We start from the raw sequence: 16,033 nt of genomic DNA, 5'->3' as shown, positions 1-16,033 counted from the left end.
GGTCACACCTGCCAATGCGTGTCGGGCACGTCGGTGATGAACATGTAGCCCGGCGCATGGGTGATGGCGAAGGGCGGTTTCGACGCCATCAACGCCGCCTGCGGAGTCACGCCGCAGGCCCAGAACACCGGCACCTCGCCCGGCCGGATCTGGACCGGGTCGCCGAAATCGGGGCGCGACAGGTCGGCGATGCCCAAGGCCTCGGGCGCGCCGATATGCACCGGGGCGCCGTGGACAGCCGGCGTGCGGCCCGAGATCATCGCCGCCTCGGCCACCCTTCCGGCCGGGATCGGGCGCATCGAGACGACCATCTTGCCATGCAGCCGCCCCGCCGGCCGGCAGTCGCGGTCGGTCAGGAACATCGGCACGTTGCACCCTTGGGCGATGTGGCGCACCTCGATCCCCGCCTGCTGCAAGGGCGTCTCGAAGGTGAACGAACAGCCGATCAGGAAGGTCACCAGATCGGGATGCTCGGCCCAGGCGGCGGTGGCGTCGGGGGTTTCCTCGGCCAGCACGCCGTCGCGCCAGATGCGATACAGCGGAATGTCGGTGCGCAGGTCGGCCTTGGGCGCAAGCGCGGTGCGGTGGCTGCCGGGATCGGTCACGTCCAGCACCGGGCAGGGCTTGGGGTTGCGCTGCGCATAAAGCAGGAAATCCCAGGCCCAGTCCTTGGGCAGAGAGATCATGTTGCATTGGGTGAACCCCGGCGCCATGCCCGCCGTGGGACGCGGGGCACCCTGACGGCAGGCCAGGCGGGCGGCGCGGGCCTCGGCCGGATCGGGAAGCAGGGTCATGCCGCGCCCCCCGCAGCCGGGGCGATGGAGACGCCGCCCGCCAGCAGCACCTCGCGGATGCGGGCGGCCATGGCGACGGCGCCGGGGCTGTCGCCATGCACGCAGATGCTGTCGGCGTGCAGATGCAGGACCGAGCCGTCCGCCGCCTCGACCTCGCCCTCGGTCGCCAGGCGCAGCATGCGGGCGGCGACGGCCTCGGGGTCGTGCAGCACGGCGCCCGGCTCGCGGCGCGAAACGAGCTGACCGTCGGGGCGGTAGGCGCGGTCGGCGAAGGCCTCGGCGATGGTGGGCAGGCCGGCCTCGGCCGCTTGCCGCAGGATCTGCGTCCCGGCCAGGCCCATCATGGCCAGCCCCGGATCGACGGCCTTGATGCCCTCGATCACTGCAGCGCCCTGCCTGGGATCGGTGGCGATGGTGTTGTAAAGCGCGCCATGCGGCTTGACATAGCTGACGCGGGTGCCGGCGCTGGCGCAGATGCCTTGCAGCGCGCCGATCTGATAGATCACGTCCGCGGCCAGCTCGGCATGGGTCACGTCCATCGGCCGGCGGCCGAAGCCCACCCGGTCGGGATAGGAGACATGCGCGCCGACCGCCACGCCGCGCGCCGCCGCCTCGCGCACGGTGGCAAGGATGGTCAGCGGATCGCCGGCGTGAAAGCCGCAGGCGACGTTGGCCGAGCTGACGATGCCCAGCATGGTGGCGTCGTCGCCCATCTTCCAGGCGCCATAGCCCTCGCCCAGGTCGCTGTTCAGGTCGATGTTGCGGGTCATGTGTTCCTCCGGGAATCGGGGCGGGAATTGGGGCGGCAGGCCCGCAGGAGGCCCGCCGCGATCATGGCTCAGGCGCTCAGGAAGGCAAAGATCGGGCCGATGGAATTGAAGCCCATATACCATGTCAGCGCGCAGACCACGGCGCTGGCGATCAGCAGCGGGCGGTTGTAGACATGCCCGCCCATCAGGTCGGCCCGTGCGAAGCCGACATAGGTAAAGATGGTCAGGCCGATGGGCAGGATCAGCCCGTTGAAGCCGCCGACAAAGACCAGGATGGCGGCCGGCGCCGTGCCCAGCGACAGATAGACCGCCAGCGAGATAGCGATGAAGATCACCGTCGCGATGTTGCGGTCGCGGTCGCCCATGGTGCGGAAGGCGACGAGGAAGCTGACCGAGGTATAGGCCGCGCCGATGACCGAGGTGATGGCGGCGGCCCAGAAGATCAGGCCAAAGATGCGCATGCCCCATTCGCCCAGCACGACCGCAAAGGCCTGCGCGGCGGGGTTCGCAGCCTGCCCGGACAGGTCCAGCGTCACGCCCGACGCGACGACGCCCAGGATGGCCAGGAACAGGATGAAGCGCATGACCCCCGTGACCGCGATCCCGGTCAGGGAGGCGCGGGTGACGGCGGCCAGGTTCTGCTCTCCGACCAGCCCCTTGTCCAGCAGGCGATGCGCGCCGGAATAGGTGATGTAGCCGCCCACGGTGCCGCCGACGATGGTGGTGATGGTGGCGAAATCGACGATCTCGGGCAGCACCATCTGCCGCACCGCGTCGCCGACCGGCGGGTTAGAGACCAGGGCGACGATGACCGTCATGGCGATCATCAGCAGGCCCAGCCCGATCAGCGAACGGTCGAGCAGAAGCCCGGCCCGACGCGACAGGAAGATGCCGATGGCCAGCGCCGCCGACAGCGCGCCGCCGATCTTGGGCTCCAGCCCGAACATGGCGTTGAGGCCCAGCCCCGCGCCGGCGATGTTGCCGATGTTGAAGGCCAGCCCGCCGACCAGCACCAGAATCGCCAGCAGATAGCCCGCGCCGGGAATGGCGGCGTTGGCGGTGTCCGAGGCGTTGCGCTTGGTCAGCGCGGTAATGCGCCAGATATTCAGCTGCACCACGAAGTCGATCACGATCGAGGCGAGGATGGCAAAGGCGAAGGCAGCGCCCAGCTTTGCCGTGAAGGTCGCGGTCTGGGTGATGAAGCCCGGCCCGATGGCCGAGGTCGCCATCAGGAAGATCGCCGCCATGAAACCGCCGCGCGCGGCAGCCGAGGCGGCAGAGGGGGAGGTGACGGATTCGGCCATCGGTCTGCTCCTGCTGCAAGGGTGGAGTGCGTCTTGGGAATAGCTCGAATGTGAATTCAACAAGACAATCCGTCAACGATAATTTGACACTCACAACAAAATTGTTGAACAACATGTTCATGAAGCAGGGGTAATCTGCCTGGATCATGGGCAGTTCGGCAGCACCCTGCCCATCGCTGCACCGATCATGGTCCATCCAACGTGCAGGAAAAGCGGACGAATCGGCATGGGCCGCCTTGCCTTGCCCCCGACCTCTCGGCCAAGATCGCCGGACTCATGACGAAGGAACCGCAATGGCGGAAGCACGCGAACCCGCCCCCAGCCTTGCCGAAGAGATCGCCGCCCGGCTGCGCGACCAGGTCACCGGCGGCGCGCTGGTGCCCGGCCAGCGGCTGTCCGAGGCGCGGGTCGCGGCCGAGCTCGACATCTCGCGCAACACGCTGCGCGAGGTATTCCGCCTGCTCACGCGCGAGGGCATCCTGCGGCACGAGCCGAACCGGGGCGTCTTCGTCGCCGTGCCCTCGATGGCCTCGATCCTGGACATCTACCGGGTGCGCCGGTTGATCGAGGTGCCGGCGCTGGCCCAGGCATGGCCCGGCCATGCCGCTGTCGCCCGCATGCGCTCCGCCGTCGCGCGGGCCACGGAATTGCAGCGCATCCCCGACTGGCGCGGTGTCGGCAGCGCCAACATGGAATTTCACGCCGCCATCGTGGCGCTGACCGACAGCCCGCGGCTGATCCAGTTCTTTACCCAGATCATCGCAGAGTTGCGGCTGGCCTTCGGCCTGCTCGACAGTCCCGAACTGCTGCACCGGCCCTATATCCCGCGCAATGCCGAAATTCTGGGCAGGCTGGAGGCCGGCGACCCGGCCGGCGCCTCTCGCATGCTGGAGGACTACCTGAACCAGTCCGAGCGCGCCGTGCTGGAAGCCTTTGCCCGGCTGGGCTGACCGCGCCGCGCATAAACCTTTCCGGGGACTTGCAACCTGCCCGCTCCTGCGACAATTAGGCGCATCGGAGCCCATTTTCCGGGCAGGCGCGAAGGACAAGCCAGATGACCAGACCGGCCGGGGCCGTGCTGCACCAGATCGCGCAGGCGCTTGGCCCGGCGATCGCGCCCGGCTCGCCGCGCGAGGCGCTGCGGGCAGGGATCGGCGCGCTGGCAGGGCTGGGCGTGTCGGGCCTGTTCCTGCTGTCGCCCACGACCGACCTGCGGTTGGGGCTTTACATGATCGCGCCCTTCGGGGCGACCTCGGTGCTGGTCTTCGCGGTGCCGAACAGCCCGCTGGCCCAGCCCTGGTCTGCGGTGGTCGGCAATTGCGTCGCCGCCGCCGTCGGCGTGCTGGCCTGCATGCTGACGCCAAGCTCGACACTGTGCGTCGCGCTGGCGGTGGGCGTCACCATCACCGCAATGATCCTGCTGCGCGCCGTGCATCCGCCGGCAGGCGCGGTCGCCATGACCGCCGCGCTGAACCCCGAGGCGATCCGCGAACTGGGCTTTCACTTCGTTCTGGCGCCGGTGCTGACCGGCACGCTGGCACTGGTGGGCCTGGCCATGATCTATGCCCGGCTGACCGGGCGGCGCTATCCCTTTCGCCAGTTCGACGAGCCGGGCCCGCACGGCACCGCCGACCACCCGGCGATGGAGCGGCTGGGCCTGTCCAGGGAGGAGCTGACCGAGATCCTGCAACGCTATCGCCAGTCGCTGAACCTGGGCGTCGAGGATCTGGCCCGCCTGATCGGCGCCGCCGAATTGCAGGCCGCCACCCATCGCACCGGGCCGCTGACCGCGGCGGATGTCATGTCGCGCGACCTTGTCACCGTGGCGCCGCATACGAGGCTGGTGCGCGTCGCCGACATCTTCCGCAAGCACGGCTTCACCTCGCTGCCGGTGGTCGATGGCGAGGGCCGGTTCTGCGGCGTCATCTTCCAGCTTCACCTGATCCGCCGCGCCCGCGACGACGCCTTTCGCCACGACCGCCGCTTTTCCGCCGCAATGTCGGACCTGCTGACCCCAAGCCGCGGCATGCCGACCCGCGCACGCGAGATCATGCAGACCGACCCGCCGCATGTCGCGCCGGACACCCCCATCGGGGCGCTGCTGCCGATGCTGGCCTCGGGCGAATGCGATGCGGTGCCGGTGCTGGACGGGCAGCACATCGTCGGCATCGTCACGCAAACCGACCTGATCTCGGCCCTGGCCCGGCAAAGCCTCCGGCAGGACCTGCCGGCGCATTGAACATGCCCATAACGACAGGCGCCGCCGCATTGCAGAATGCGGGGTCGCGGGGATAGGTTTCCCCTGATCGGAACAATCCTCGGGGGAATCATGACCCGTCCCACGCTGGGCGCAGTGGCCATCGGCCGCAACGAGGGCGAGAGGCTGAAGGCCTGCCTGCGCTCGCTGGTGCCGCTTTGCGAGCGGGTGGTCTATGTGGACAGCGGCTCGCGCGACGACAGCGTAGCCTTTGCCCGCAGCCTCGGCGTCGACGTGGTCGAGCTGGACACATCGGTTCCCTTCACCGCCGCCCGTGCCCGCAATGCCGGGGCAGAGGCGCTGCTGGCCGGCGGCGATCTGGATCTGGTGCAATTCGTCGATGGCGACTGCCGGGTCGAGCCGGGCTGGCTGGAGGCCGGCACCGCCGCCATGCAGGCCGATCCCGAACTGGGCCTCGTCACCGGCTGGCGGTCCGAGATCCACCCCACGGCCACCGTCTATAACCAGATGTGCCAGGTGGACTGGCATCGTCCCGCCGGCCCTATCGTGGCCTGCGGCGGCGACATGATGGTGCGCGCAGCGGCGTTTCGCCGGATCGGCGGCTTCGACCCGACGGTGATCGCGGCCGAGGACGACGAATTCTGCCTGCGCCTGGGCAAGGCGGGCTGGAAGCTGCTGCGCCTGCCGGTGCAGATGACCTGGCACGACGCGGACATGACCCGCTTTGGCCAATGGTGGCAGCGCACCATCCGCAACGGCCACGGCTTTGCGCAGGTGGGCCGCATGCACCCGCCGCATTTCAGGCGCGAAAAGCTGCGGGTCTGGGCCTATGGGCTGGTGCTGCCGCTGGTCTTTCTGCTGGGGCTTTTCACCAGCCTCTGGCTGTCGCTGGCGGTGCTGGGGCTTTACGCGCTGTCTTTCTGGAAAACCCTCAAGGGGCTTCGGGGCCAGCCGATGGCGGCGCGGCAGGCCGCGCTGCTGACGCTGGCCAAGATCCCCAACCTTTTGGGAATGCTGACATATTTCCGTCGCCGCCATAGGGGCGACGCCATGCATATTATCGAATACAAATAGGAGCTTGCCATGACCTCGGACCTGCGCATCGCCATTCTGGGGGCCGGCTACATCGCCTCGTGGCATGCCGATGCGATCAAGGCCGCGCCGGGCGCACGGCTGGTCGCGGTCTGCGATCCCGCCCGCGACGCGGCCGAGGCGCTGGCCGCCAGCCATGGCGTCGCGGCCTTTGCCGACCTGGACCAGATGATCGCGGCCGGGGTCTGCGACGTGGTGCATATCCTGACGCCGCCGAACCTGCATCGCGACCTGGCGGTGCAATGCCTGAACGCCGGCCTGCATGTGCTGGTCGAGAAGCCCGTGGCGCTCTCGGTCGCCGAGATCGACGAGATGGAAGCGGCCGCCACGGCCGCCGGCCGCCAGTTGGGCGCCTGCCACAATTTCCTGGGCCTGCCGGGTTACGAACGGCTGAAACGGGCGGTTCAGGCGGGCGAGCTGGGCCTGGTCTCCAGCGCGCAGATCAACTGGTCGCTGCCGCTGGTGCCGCTGCGCTCGGGGCCCTATGGGCTGTGGATGCTGCGCGAGACGCAGAACCTGCTCTTGGAGCTTGGCCCGCACCCCTTCTCGTTCGCCGTGGACCTGTTCGGCCCGCTGGAGGTCGAGCATGTCAGCCTGGGCCAATGGATCACCCTGCCCGGCGGCGAGCAGCGGCCGCAAAGCTGGCGCATCCTGGCCCGCGCCGGCAAGGTGGACGTGACCATCGCCCTGTCGCTGGTCGAGACCTTTGACGACCGCTCGCTCAGCTTGCGCGGCTCGTCCGGCATGGCGCGGCTGGACTATGCGGCGGATGCGCTGGTTCTGACGCGCGACAATACCGCCGACCTAGTGCTGAACCCGCTGGTCAAGGAACTGTCCCGCTCTGGCGCGCATCTGCGCGAAGGGGTGCGCAACGCCTTGCGCCAGGCCGCCTCGCTGAACCAGAAAAGCCCCTATGGGCTAAGCTTCCGCGCCACCATCGCGGCGTTCTACGACGGCATCCGCGCCGGCCGGCCCGATCCGCGCTTTGCGCCCTCTTCGGCCCGGGCGGTGATGCAGGGCATCGGGGACGCACTGGCCTGCCTGCCCGCCCTGCCCCCGGTCCCGGCCCGGCCCATCGGCACGCCGCAGCCGCGCGTGATGGTGATCGGCGGCACCGGCTTCATCGGCCGCAACCTGACCCGGCGGCTGGTCGAGCGCGGCAATGACGTGCGCGTGCTGTCGCGCGGCCGGAACGGCCCCTTCCCCGACATCGCCGATCATGTCGAGACGCTGGGGATCTCGCTGCATGACGAGGAGGGGCTGGCCGCGGCGATGCAGGGCATGGATTGCGTCTTCAACCTGGCGAAATCGACCGACAAGAGCTGGCAGGCGGCGTTGGACAACGACGTGGCCACGACCGAGCGCATCGGCCGCGCCGCGATCCGCGCCGGCGTCGGGCGGCTGGTCCATACCGGCACCATCGCCTCCTACGACATGTCGGACCCCGCCCGCACCATCACCGAGGCGACCGATTTCGGCGCCATGGACAGCCGCAACATCTATGCACGGTCCAAGGCCGAGGGTGAGCGCCGGCTGATCGCCATGCAGGCGCAGGGCCTGCGGCTGGCGATCGCGCGGCCCGGCATCGTGCTGGGCGACGGCGGCCCCTTGCAGCATTGGGGCATCGGCCGCTGGCACGGCGCCGGGGCGGTCAGGCTGTGGGGCAACGGCCGCAACATCCTGCCCTTCGTGCTGGCCGACGACGTCTCGGACGGGCTGATCGCCATGATGGAACGGGACGAAGCCATCGGCGAGAGCTTCAACCTGATCGGCGAGCCGATGTTCTCGGGGCGCGACTATTTCGACGCCATCCATCGCCGCACCGGGGCGCGGCTGAAGGTCAGCGGCTCGAACCTGACGGCGCTCTGGGCGGTCGATGCGGTCAAGCAGGGGCTGAAGCGCCACGCGCTGCGCCGCAAGGGTGCCGCGCCCGCCTCGTTGGCGGACTGGAAGTCGCGCGGGCATCTGTCGCCCTTCGACAACGGCAAACCCAAGCGCCTGCTGGGTTGGGCGCCCGAGGCCGACCGCGACGCCTTCTGGCGCCGCGCCATCGACGAGGCGCATCTGTTCTGGTGATCAGATAAGCCCGTCCAGCAGCAGGAAGCCCGGCAGCCAGCCGGTGAATATCCCGGCCAGCAGCGTGACCCAGGCGGTCTGCCGCTGGATCGGGCGGCCAAGCGCCAGCAGCAGGAAATACATGAACCACAGGACGCCCCAGACGGCCCAGTTCGCCGCCAGCCAAAGCTCGGTCGCCGAACCCGCCGCCGCCAGCGCGCGCAGAAAGACCGGCACGGTCGTCACCGCCACGAACAGGCTGAACCAGCCAAGGCCGCGCCCATCCGCGCCGCTGAGCCGGTTATAGGCAACCCACAGATAGGTGGTGCAGAACAACAGGCTCAGCGCACCGTTGCGGATGCTCGCCGCACTCGCCCCCGTGCCAAAGGCGTCATGCAGCACCGCCGCACCCGAAACCAGCGCGGTGACGATGTTGATGACGACGATCTCGCGATCGGCGATCCGGCCCATCAGCCACAGGCCGTTGAGAAACAGCACGGCACCGACATAGAACAGCACGAACCCGGTAAGCATTGGACCTCCTGCGCAAGCCTGACCGCGCTTTGGGCAATTGCCTGGAATGCGATCAGTCATGCCTGCCAAGAGGGCAGAATCATCGCCGGATCAATGGGAATATTTTCAATGATCCGTAAAATCAGAATTCGGATTCTGCGCAGTTACAATCCGGTCAGCGGGTTGGCGCTGACAACCTCCCACACCACCTCCTGCATGCGCCGCGCCAACTCGGGCGAGGGTGCGTCGGCGGGACTGCCATCGGCGCGCATCAGTTCATGCGGCAGCCCGACCGGGCTTTGGCCGTAAAGCACCGCGTAATGCGTCAGCGCCACCAGATAGACGCCCAGATCGTTCGGGTGGATGGTGTCGAGCGTGCCGTCCGGGCTGCGGGCGAACAGGCCCTCGCGCGATGTCAGCTCGGCGATGCCGCCCTTGGCCTCGGCCTCGGCCACCAGCCGGGCCATGACCTGCCCCATGGGGATCAGCCAGACCGGCCGGCCAGCGGCGCGGGCGGCGGGCCAGAGCAGGCCGGGCTTCCACATCGTCTCCAGGTCGTCGGGAAGGCGCGACAGCCAGTCCGGCTGGTCGTCCAGCGCGTGCCAGCTTTCGTAAAGGAATATCTGCCCGGCCGGATTGCCGGCCGCCGCCTCGGCCGCCCATTTTCCTGCATAGGTGCGGCTTTCCTTGTATTGGATCGCATCCTTCAGCCGCACCATCTCGGTCATGACAAAGGCGTCGTAAGCGCCGCTTGCCAGCGCCTCATGGGCCTCGCGGTGATGGGGTGTGGCGTTTTCCTGGTCGAAGCCGTTGACCGCCTCGCGGCCCTGGTGATGCTCGCGCAGCGCGGTGCCCCAGCCCAGTTGCAGGGCGTAGTCATGCCCCTGCCCGGCCAGTTGCGCCAGCATGGCCGGCATGTCGCGCCCGACCAGGCTGTGGCCCAGGTGATAGACCCGCAGCGGCCCCTGCGGCAGCGGCCGGCCCGCCTGGTAAAGCGCCTGCACATCGGCGCCGTCGTCATGCGCGGCCCCGGCCTTTTGCGCATGGCGCCAGTAGAACAGCGCCGCCACGGCGACGACGACCAGCAGGGCAAGCAGGTAACGCATGTCCATCCCTCGTTCAAACCACAGGGACAGGGATAGCAAAAAGGCCGCCGCCCCGAAAGGCAGCGGCCGTTCCGCGTCGCTTGGCCGGGCTTACGCCTCGACCGCGTGGTTCTTGCGGTTCCAGCGGATCGAGGACCAGAACGAGATGCCGATCAGGGTTGCGCCGCCCAGGCCGGTGATGACCTCGGGGATATGCACCAGCGGTTGCACGAACATGATCACCGACAGCGCGATGATGGCATAGAAGGCGCCGTGTTCCAGGAAACGGTATTCCGCCAGTGTGCCGCGCTCGACCAGCATGATGGTCATCGAGCGCACATACATGGCGCCGATGCCCAGGCCGATGGCGATGACGAACAGGTTATGCGTCAGCGCGAAGGCGCCGATCACGCCGTCGAAGCTGAAGGACGCATCCAGCACCTCAAGATAGAGGAAGGCGCCGATGCCGCCCTTGGCGCCGGCCTGCATCGCCTCTTGCGAGCTGTCGAGCAAGCCGCCCAGCACCTCGACCAGCAGGAAGGTCAAAAGGCCCCAGATCGCGGAATGGAAGAAGACCTGCGAATCGGCCCCTTCGAGGAAGCGCGAGAAGATCAGCACCGTGACCAGCACCACCGCCACCTCGATGCCGCGGACGGTGGCATAGCGCTGCATGCGATGTTCCAGCCAGCGCACCCAATGCACGTCCTTTTCATGGTCGAAGAAGAAGCTGAGGCCGACCATCATCAGGAAGGTGCCGCCGAAGGCCGCGATGGGCAGATGCGCGTCATGCATGATGCGCGAATACTCGTCGGGCTGGCTTGCGGCCAGGACCATCGCCTGCCACGGGCCGATATTGGCTGCGATGACCACGATCAGCAGCGGAAAGACGATCCGCATCCCGAAGACGGCGATCAGGATGCCCCAGGTCAGGAAGCGGCGCTGCCACTTCGGGGTCATCTCTTTCAGCTTGTTCGCGTTGACGATGGCGTTGTCGAAGGAAAGCGAGATTTCCAGCACCGCCAGCACGGCACAGATGAAAAAGATCGTCAGCGTGCCGCCGACGGTCCCGGTCGTCTGCCATCCCAGCACCGCGCCAAGGGCCAGGCCGAGCGCGGTGACGATGAAGGACCATTTGAAGTAGTGCAGGGTCGGACGATGGGTTCCATTCGTCGAGCCCCCCGCGGACGGGTTGTTTCCTTGCTGCATGTAAGAACAAGTCCAGGCGGCTGGTCAAAGATCGATGCCGACATCACGAACGTGCCGCCACGTTCGCCAGAGGGGCCCGGCCATCAAACTGCGTTCACAAAGACGCGAACGCGCAAAAGATGGCGAATCCATGTCACGATTGCAAGGGTTCCGTGTCGATGCCGGCATTTTCTTGCGCTGAGCGGGTCGTTACCAGCGCCGGCAGGGTGATCCGCGCCAACAGCCCGCGCCCGCCGGCCCTCTCGTCCAACACCAGCCGGCCACCGAACAGGCTGGCGATTTCCAGTGCCACCGGCAGGCCCAGCCCCATCCCCGGTCCCGAGGTCTGGCCGCGGGCGAATCGGCTGACGGCGGCGGCACGCGCGGCGGGCGGGATGCCGGGGCCGTTATCCTCGACCTCCAGCACCGCATCGCCACCCTCGCGACCGACCCGCACCGTCACCACGGCCGCGCGGCCGGCATGCAGCAGCGCGTTCGAGATCAGGTTGCTCACCGCCTCGCCCAGAAGCAGCGGCTCGGCGCGGACCGTCACCGGCCCCCCGCCCTCGAAGCCCAGGTCGATGCCGGCCTCGGCGGCGGCGGGGATGTGCTCGGCGGTCAGGTCGCGGGCCAGCGCCGCCAGGTCCAGCGGCGCGGCAAGCGCAGCGCCCTCGGCGGTATCGACCCGGGCCAGCAGCAGCAGTTGCGCAAGGATGCGCTCGGCATGGGCCACGGCGGCATCGCCCTTGGCCGCCGCGGCCTGCGCCTCGGGCAGGCTGGCGGCCCGCGCCGCCAGCGCCAGCTGGGTGCGCACCACGGCCAGCGGCGTGCGCAGCTGGTGCCCGGCGTTGCCGGTGAAGTTGCGCATCCCGTCCAGCGCCGCGCCCAGCCGCCGCATGAAGCCGTTCACCGTGCCGACCAGCCCGCGCACCTCGGACGGGACCGGCGTTTCGATCGGGCTCAGGTCGTCGGGATTGCGGGCGGCGATTTCCTCGCCCAGCCGGTAAAGCGGGCGCAGGGACAGCGTGACCGCGATCCAGACGATCAGCGCCGCCCCCGCGATCATCAGCACCAGCCGCAGGGCCGAGCGCATCAGGATCGCCCGCGTCAGTTCGCGCCGGGCATTGGTGGTCTCGGCCACGGTCACGACAAAGGGCACCTCGTCGATGCCGGTCGAGGCGGCGCGGGCCAGGCTGGCGACCCGCACCGGCTCGCCCCGGAACACGTCGTCGGCATAGGCGGGCCCGCCGCCCGGCCGCGCCGGGGCCATCGGCAGGTCGCCATAGCCGGTGACGATATGGCCCGGCGGGCCGTCCACGCGATAAAAGACCCGGTCCTGCGCGGCGGAGCTCAGCATCTCCAGCGCGCCATAGGGGATCTCGATGGCGATGCGCCCGTCCTCGTCCAGCGAGGCGCGCTCGGCGATCACCAGCGCCGAGCCGGCCAGCACCCGGTCGGCCAGCGCATTGGCCATGCGCACCGCCTCGCGCCAGGTGTCGATCAGCGCGGCGGTTCCCAGCACCAGCGTCGCCAGCAGCAGCCAGGCCAGCAGGCGACGGCGCAGGGAAAACGGCCGCCGGATCACGGCTCCGCCCGGTCGAGGAAATAGCCGATGCCACGCGCCGTCCTGACGGTCAGCCTAGCCGGAGCCAGCCGCTTGCGCAGCCGGCTCACATATTGCTCGATGGCATTGGCGGACAGGTCGTCCTCGAGCGAGGTCAGGGACTGCACGATCGATTCGCGCGCCACCACCTTGCCGGCGCGCATGATCAGCAGCTCCAGAAGCCCGCGTTCCCGCGCCGGCAGGTCCAGCGGCTGGCCCGCCAGCAGAAAGCTGCGCGCGGTCTGGTCCAACACCAGGTCGCCGAAGCTGACGGTGGAATTGCGCAAACCCGCCTGCCGGCGCAAAAGCGAGCGGATGCGGGCCTCGAACTCGCCGATGTCGAAGGGCTTGATGAGATAGTCGTCGGCGCCCAGGTCAAGGCCGCGCACCCGCTCCTCGGGCGCGCCGCGCGCGGTCAGGATCATCACCGCCGCCGGGTTGCGCCGCGCGCGCATGGCGCGCAGCACCTCGAGCCCGTCCATCTGCGGCAGGTTCAGGTCGAGGATCACCAGATCGAAGCTTTCCGCCGCCGCCAGGGCCTCGGCCGAGGCGCCGTCATGGACCACGTCCACCGCATAGCCCGATTGCCGCAACAGTGCGGTCAGGCCTTCGGCCAGCGACAAATTGTCCTCGACAAGCAGAATACGCATGTTTTCCCTCTCCCGCCCGCAGCCTAGCGGCGCGGCGCGGGCTTGTGAACGGGTTGCCGCTTTGGCAAAGTCGCCCATCATGCGCCTGATCGCCCGCCTTATGCCAGCCATCGCCACAGCACTTGCGCTGTGGCCGGGCCCGGCATCGGCGCAGGTGACGCTGTTTCCCGCCCCGGCAGGCGACGGGCGGGAACTGTCGGTCTATTCCTCGCTCGACGACGATCTGGCCGCGCCGCTGGTCGCCGCCTTCCAGAACCTTCATCCCGGCGTCACCGTGCGCTACGAGAACCTGCTGACGACCGAGTTGCACGACCGCATCGTGGCCGAGACGCAGGCGGGCGGAGGCACGGCGGATTTCGCCTTTTCCTCGGCCATGGACCTGCAGGTCAAGCTGGCGAATGACGGCTTTGCCCGGCCGGTCGAGACGCCGCACACGCGCGGCTGGCCGGGCTGGGCGAACTGGCGCGACACCGCCTATGCGCTGACCTTCGAGCCTGCGGTCTTTGCCTATCACAAGCCCAGCTTCGCCGGGCGGGAACCGCCCGCCACCCGTGCCGACCTGATGCAGTGGATGGCCGAGCACCCGGACGAGGCGCAGGGCAGGATCGGCACCTATGACGTGTCGCGCTCGGGCGTGGGCTATCTGTTCCTGGCCCGCGACCAGGAGCTTTATCCCGGCATCTGGTCGGTGGTGCAGGCGATGGGCCGGGCGGGCGTGCAGCAATTCCCGACCTCGGCCCAGTTGCTGGAGCGGATTGCCGACGGGCGGCTCAGGCTGGGCTACAACCTGCTCGGCTCCTATGCCTCCGACTGGGCGCGGCGGCATCCCGATGTGGGCGTGATCCTGCCGCGCGATTTCACCGTGGTCGTCTCGCGCGTGGCGCTGGTGCCGGCGGCGGCGCGCCAGCCGGGGCTGGGCGCGGATTTCCTGGCCTTCCTGATGTCGCCCGAGGGGCAGGGCCTTCTGTCCCGCACGCTGCGGCTGTCGGCCGTCAGCCTTGAGGTCGCGGGCCAGCCCGGCCCGGCGGGCGGCATGCAGGACCTGGCCGGGCTGCGGCTGAAGCCGGTGCCGGTCAGCCCCGGCCTTCTGGCCTATCTGGACCAGGCGACGCGGGCCAAGCTGCTGGCGCGCTGGAACAAGGCCCTGACCGGAGAATAATTTTCGCCGCGATGTCAGGTCCATGACAGCTTTCTGTGCTGGAAAGGCACGGGGCCCGCCTGCGCGCGGGCTTACGGAGGACGCCCGCATTCCGGGAGAGATGCGGGCCAGAGCCAGAAAATACGGATAACGGGACCGGCGCACATGCGTCCGGCCGATGCGGAGGAAGACCATGAAGCAATTCGTTCTCGCCAGCCTGTTCGCGGCCGCCACGGCCCTGCCGGCCATGGCCGATTACACCATCATCGCCCCGGCCAATCCCGGCGGCGGCTGGGACCAGACCGCGCGCACCATGCAGACCGTGATGCAAGAGGAAGGCATCTCGAAATCGGTGCAGGTCCAGAACGTGCCCGGCGCCGGCGGCACCATCGGGCTGGCGCAGTTCGCCAGCCAGAACAAGGGCAATCCCGACGCGCTGATCGTCGGCGGCTATGTCATGGTCGGCGCCATCCTGACCAACAACTCGCCCGTCTCGCTCAAGGACGTGACGCCCATCGCGCGGCTGACCGGCGAATACGAGGCGATCGTGGTCCCCGCCGCCTCGCCCATCCAGGACGTCGCCGGGCTGATCGAGGCGCTGAAGGCCGATCCGGGCGCGGTCAGCTGGGCCGGCGGCTCGGCCGGCGGCACCGACCATATCGCCGTGGGCCTGATCGCCAAGGCGGCGGGCGTCGATCCGACCAAGATCAACTACATCGCCTATTCCGGCGGCGGCGAGGCGCTGGCGGCGATCCTGGGCAACCAGGTGACGGCCGGCATTTCCTCGCTGGGCGAGTTCGAGGCCCAGATCCAGGCCGGCACCTTGCGCCTCCTGGCCGTGACCGCGCCCGAGCGGCTGGAGGGCGTCGATGCGCCGACCCTGCAAGAGGCCGGGCTGGACGTGGTGCTGGAGAACTGGCGCATGGTCGCCGCGGCACCGGGCCTGTCGGACGAGCAGAAGGCCAAGGTCATCGCCGATATCGAAAAGATGGCCAAGTCGGAGAACTGGCAAAAGCAGCTCTCGGACAAGGGCTGGATGGACACCTACCTCGCCGGTCCCGAATTCGAGGCCCAGCTTGAACAGGACGTGACCTCGACCGAGGCGATCCTCAAGGACATCGGTCTGGTGAAATGAGCGTCAGCCGCTATGAACCGCCGCGCCGCCGGGATACGGCGGCGCTGATCATCGCCGCCGGGCTGGTGGTGATCGGCGGCGTGATGCTGTGGGACAGCGCACGCCTTGCCGATCTGGGCGGCTATTCCGGCGTCGGCCCCGCCAGCGTGCCGCGCGTCGTCGGCTTCGCGCTGATGGGCCTTGCGGTCTGGACCGCCATCGAGGCGCTGCGCGGCGATTTCCCCCAGCGGGCGCCGCAGAACGCCCCGCCGGTCCTGTGGATCGTGGCGGGTCTGGCGGCGCAACTGATGCTGCTGCATGTCGCGGGCTTTTCCATCGCGACCGGCATCCTCTTCGCCTTTACCGCGCGGGCCTTCGGCAAGCGCAACCTGGCGACGACCATCCCCATCGGCATCGTCGTTTCCTTCGTGGTCTGGGCGATCTTCTCGCAACTTCTGATGCTGCACCTGCCCGCCGGGCCGCTTGAGCATCTGATCTTTCCGCGGGGCTGA

The 16,033-nt window shown here is 68.7% G+C and carries 15 protein-coding genes; 7 read left to right on the top strand and 8 right to left on the bottom strand.

Annotated features, from left to right (window positions below; genetic code table 11):
• Positions 1 to 2 precede the first annotated feature (2 nt).
• From QPR87_RS16875 to QPR87_RS16865, 3 genes are all read right to left on the bottom strand, one after another.
• Positions 3 to 794, bottom strand: a complete 792-nt coding sequence (locus QPR87_RS16875; protein WP_011746668.1) for a putative hydro-lyase — start codon at positions 792 to 794, stop codon at positions 3 to 5.
• Entirely contained in the window at positions 791 to 1,564 is a 774-nt protein-coding gene (locus tag QPR87_RS16870) for a LamB/YcsF family protein (protein WP_285050514.1), read from the bottom strand. Before QPR87_RS16870 ends, QPR87_RS16875 begins: the two co-directional genes overlap by 4 nt.
• 68 nt (positions 1,565 to 1,632) lie before the next feature.
• Positions 1,633 to 2,868 (bottom strand): NRAMP family divalent metal transporter, encoded by a 1,236-nt coding sequence (locus QPR87_RS16865; protein ID WP_011746666.1) that lies wholly within the window; start codon positions 2,866 to 2,868, stop codon positions 1,633 to 1,635.
• Positions 2,869 to 3,161: 293 nt separating this feature from the next.
• Here QPR87_RS16865 and QPR87_RS16860 point away from each other — a divergent pair, with 293 nt between their 5' ends.
• The 4 genes from QPR87_RS16860 (at position 3,162) to QPR87_RS16845 (ending at position 8,254) form a co-directional block, all read left to right on the top strand.
• The gene (locus tag QPR87_RS16860; protein WP_011746665.1) at positions 3,162 to 3,818 is read left to right on the top strand and encodes a GntR family transcriptional regulator; all 657 of its coding nucleotides are present in this window, start codon (positions 3,162 to 3,164) and stop codon (positions 3,816 to 3,818) included.
• Positions 3,819 to 3,922: 104 nt separating this feature from the next.
• Positions 3,923 to 5,107 (top strand): HPP family protein, encoded by a 1,185-nt coding sequence (locus tag QPR87_RS16855; protein WP_285050513.1) that lies wholly within the window; start codon positions 3,923 to 3,925, stop codon positions 5,105 to 5,107.
• A 90-nt stretch (positions 5,108 to 5,197) separates the two neighbouring features.
• Positions 5,198 to 6,160 (top strand): glycosyltransferase family 2 protein, encoded by a 963-nt coding sequence (locus QPR87_RS16850; RefSeq protein ID WP_285050512.1) that lies wholly within the window; start codon positions 5,198 to 5,200, stop codon positions 6,158 to 6,160.
• 9 nt (positions 6,161 to 6,169) lie between these two features.
• Complete coding sequence (locus QPR87_RS16845; RefSeq protein WP_285050511.1) at positions 6,170 to 8,254, top strand: NAD-dependent epimerase/dehydratase family protein; 2,085 nt, start codon at positions 6,170 to 6,172, stop codon at positions 8,252 to 8,254.
• On the opposite strand, the gene QPR87_RS16840 is transcribed toward QPR87_RS16845, so the two are convergent.
• The 5 genes from QPR87_RS16840 to QPR87_RS16820 all read right to left on the bottom strand — a co-directional run bounded on the left by QPR87_RS16840 (position 8,255) and on the right by QPR87_RS16820 (position 13,269).
• Entirely contained in the window at positions 8,255 to 8,767 is a 513-nt protein-coding gene (locus tag QPR87_RS16840; protein WP_041529719.1) for an AmiS/UreI family transporter, read from the bottom strand. It lies immediately after the preceding gene.
• A 143-nt stretch (positions 8,768 to 8,910) separates the two neighbouring features.
• Positions 8,911 to 9,852: a hypothetical protein gene (locus QPR87_RS16835; RefSeq protein ID WP_285050510.1), complete on the bottom strand. Its 942-nt coding sequence runs from the start codon at positions 9,850 to 9,852 to the stop codon at positions 8,911 to 8,913.
• A 90-nt stretch (positions 9,853 to 9,942) separates the two neighbouring features.
• A complete protein-coding gene (locus QPR87_RS16830) occupies positions 9,943 to 11,037 on the bottom strand; it encodes a DUF475 domain-containing protein (RefSeq protein WP_011746659.1) in 1,095 nt (364 codons plus the stop codon).
• 133 nt (positions 11,038 to 11,170) lie between these two features.
• A complete protein-coding gene (locus tag QPR87_RS16825; protein WP_285050509.1) occupies positions 11,171 to 12,601 on the bottom strand; it encodes a sensor histidine kinase in 1,431 nt (476 codons plus the stop codon).
• Complete coding sequence (locus tag QPR87_RS16820; protein WP_104493385.1) at positions 12,598 to 13,269, bottom strand: response regulator; 672 nt, start codon at positions 13,267 to 13,269, stop codon at positions 12,598 to 12,600. Before QPR87_RS16820 ends, QPR87_RS16825 begins: the two co-directional genes overlap by 4 nt.
• A gap of 79 nt (positions 13,270 to 13,348) precedes the next feature.
• On the opposite strand from QPR87_RS16820, the gene QPR87_RS16815 reads away from it, so the two are divergent.
• The 3 genes from QPR87_RS16815 (at position 13,349) to QPR87_RS16805 (ending at position 16,033) form a co-directional block, all read left to right on the top strand.
• Positions 13,349 to 14,428: an ABC transporter substrate-binding protein gene (locus QPR87_RS16815; RefSeq protein WP_285050508.1), complete on the top strand. Its 1,080-nt coding sequence runs from the start codon at positions 13,349 to 13,351 to the stop codon at positions 14,426 to 14,428.
• Between the two features lie 172 nt (positions 14,429 to 14,600).
• Positions 14,601 to 15,542, top strand: a complete 942-nt coding sequence (locus tag QPR87_RS16810) for a Bug family tripartite tricarboxylate transporter substrate binding protein (RefSeq protein ID WP_285050507.1) — start codon at positions 14,601 to 14,603, stop codon at positions 15,540 to 15,542.
• Complete coding sequence (locus QPR87_RS16805) at positions 15,539 to 16,033, top strand: tripartite tricarboxylate transporter TctB family protein (RefSeq protein WP_104493388.1); 495 nt, start codon at positions 15,539 to 15,541, stop codon at positions 16,031 to 16,033. Before QPR87_RS16810 ends, QPR87_RS16805 begins: the two co-directional genes overlap by 4 nt.

It is taken from the genome of Paracoccus sp. SSJ (assembly GCF_030234105.1).
Classification (GTDB): domain Bacteria; phylum Pseudomonadota; class Alphaproteobacteria; order Rhodobacterales; family Rhodobacteraceae; genus Paracoccus; species Paracoccus denitrificans.
This window is presented reverse-complemented; position numbering and strand designations above follow the sequence as displayed.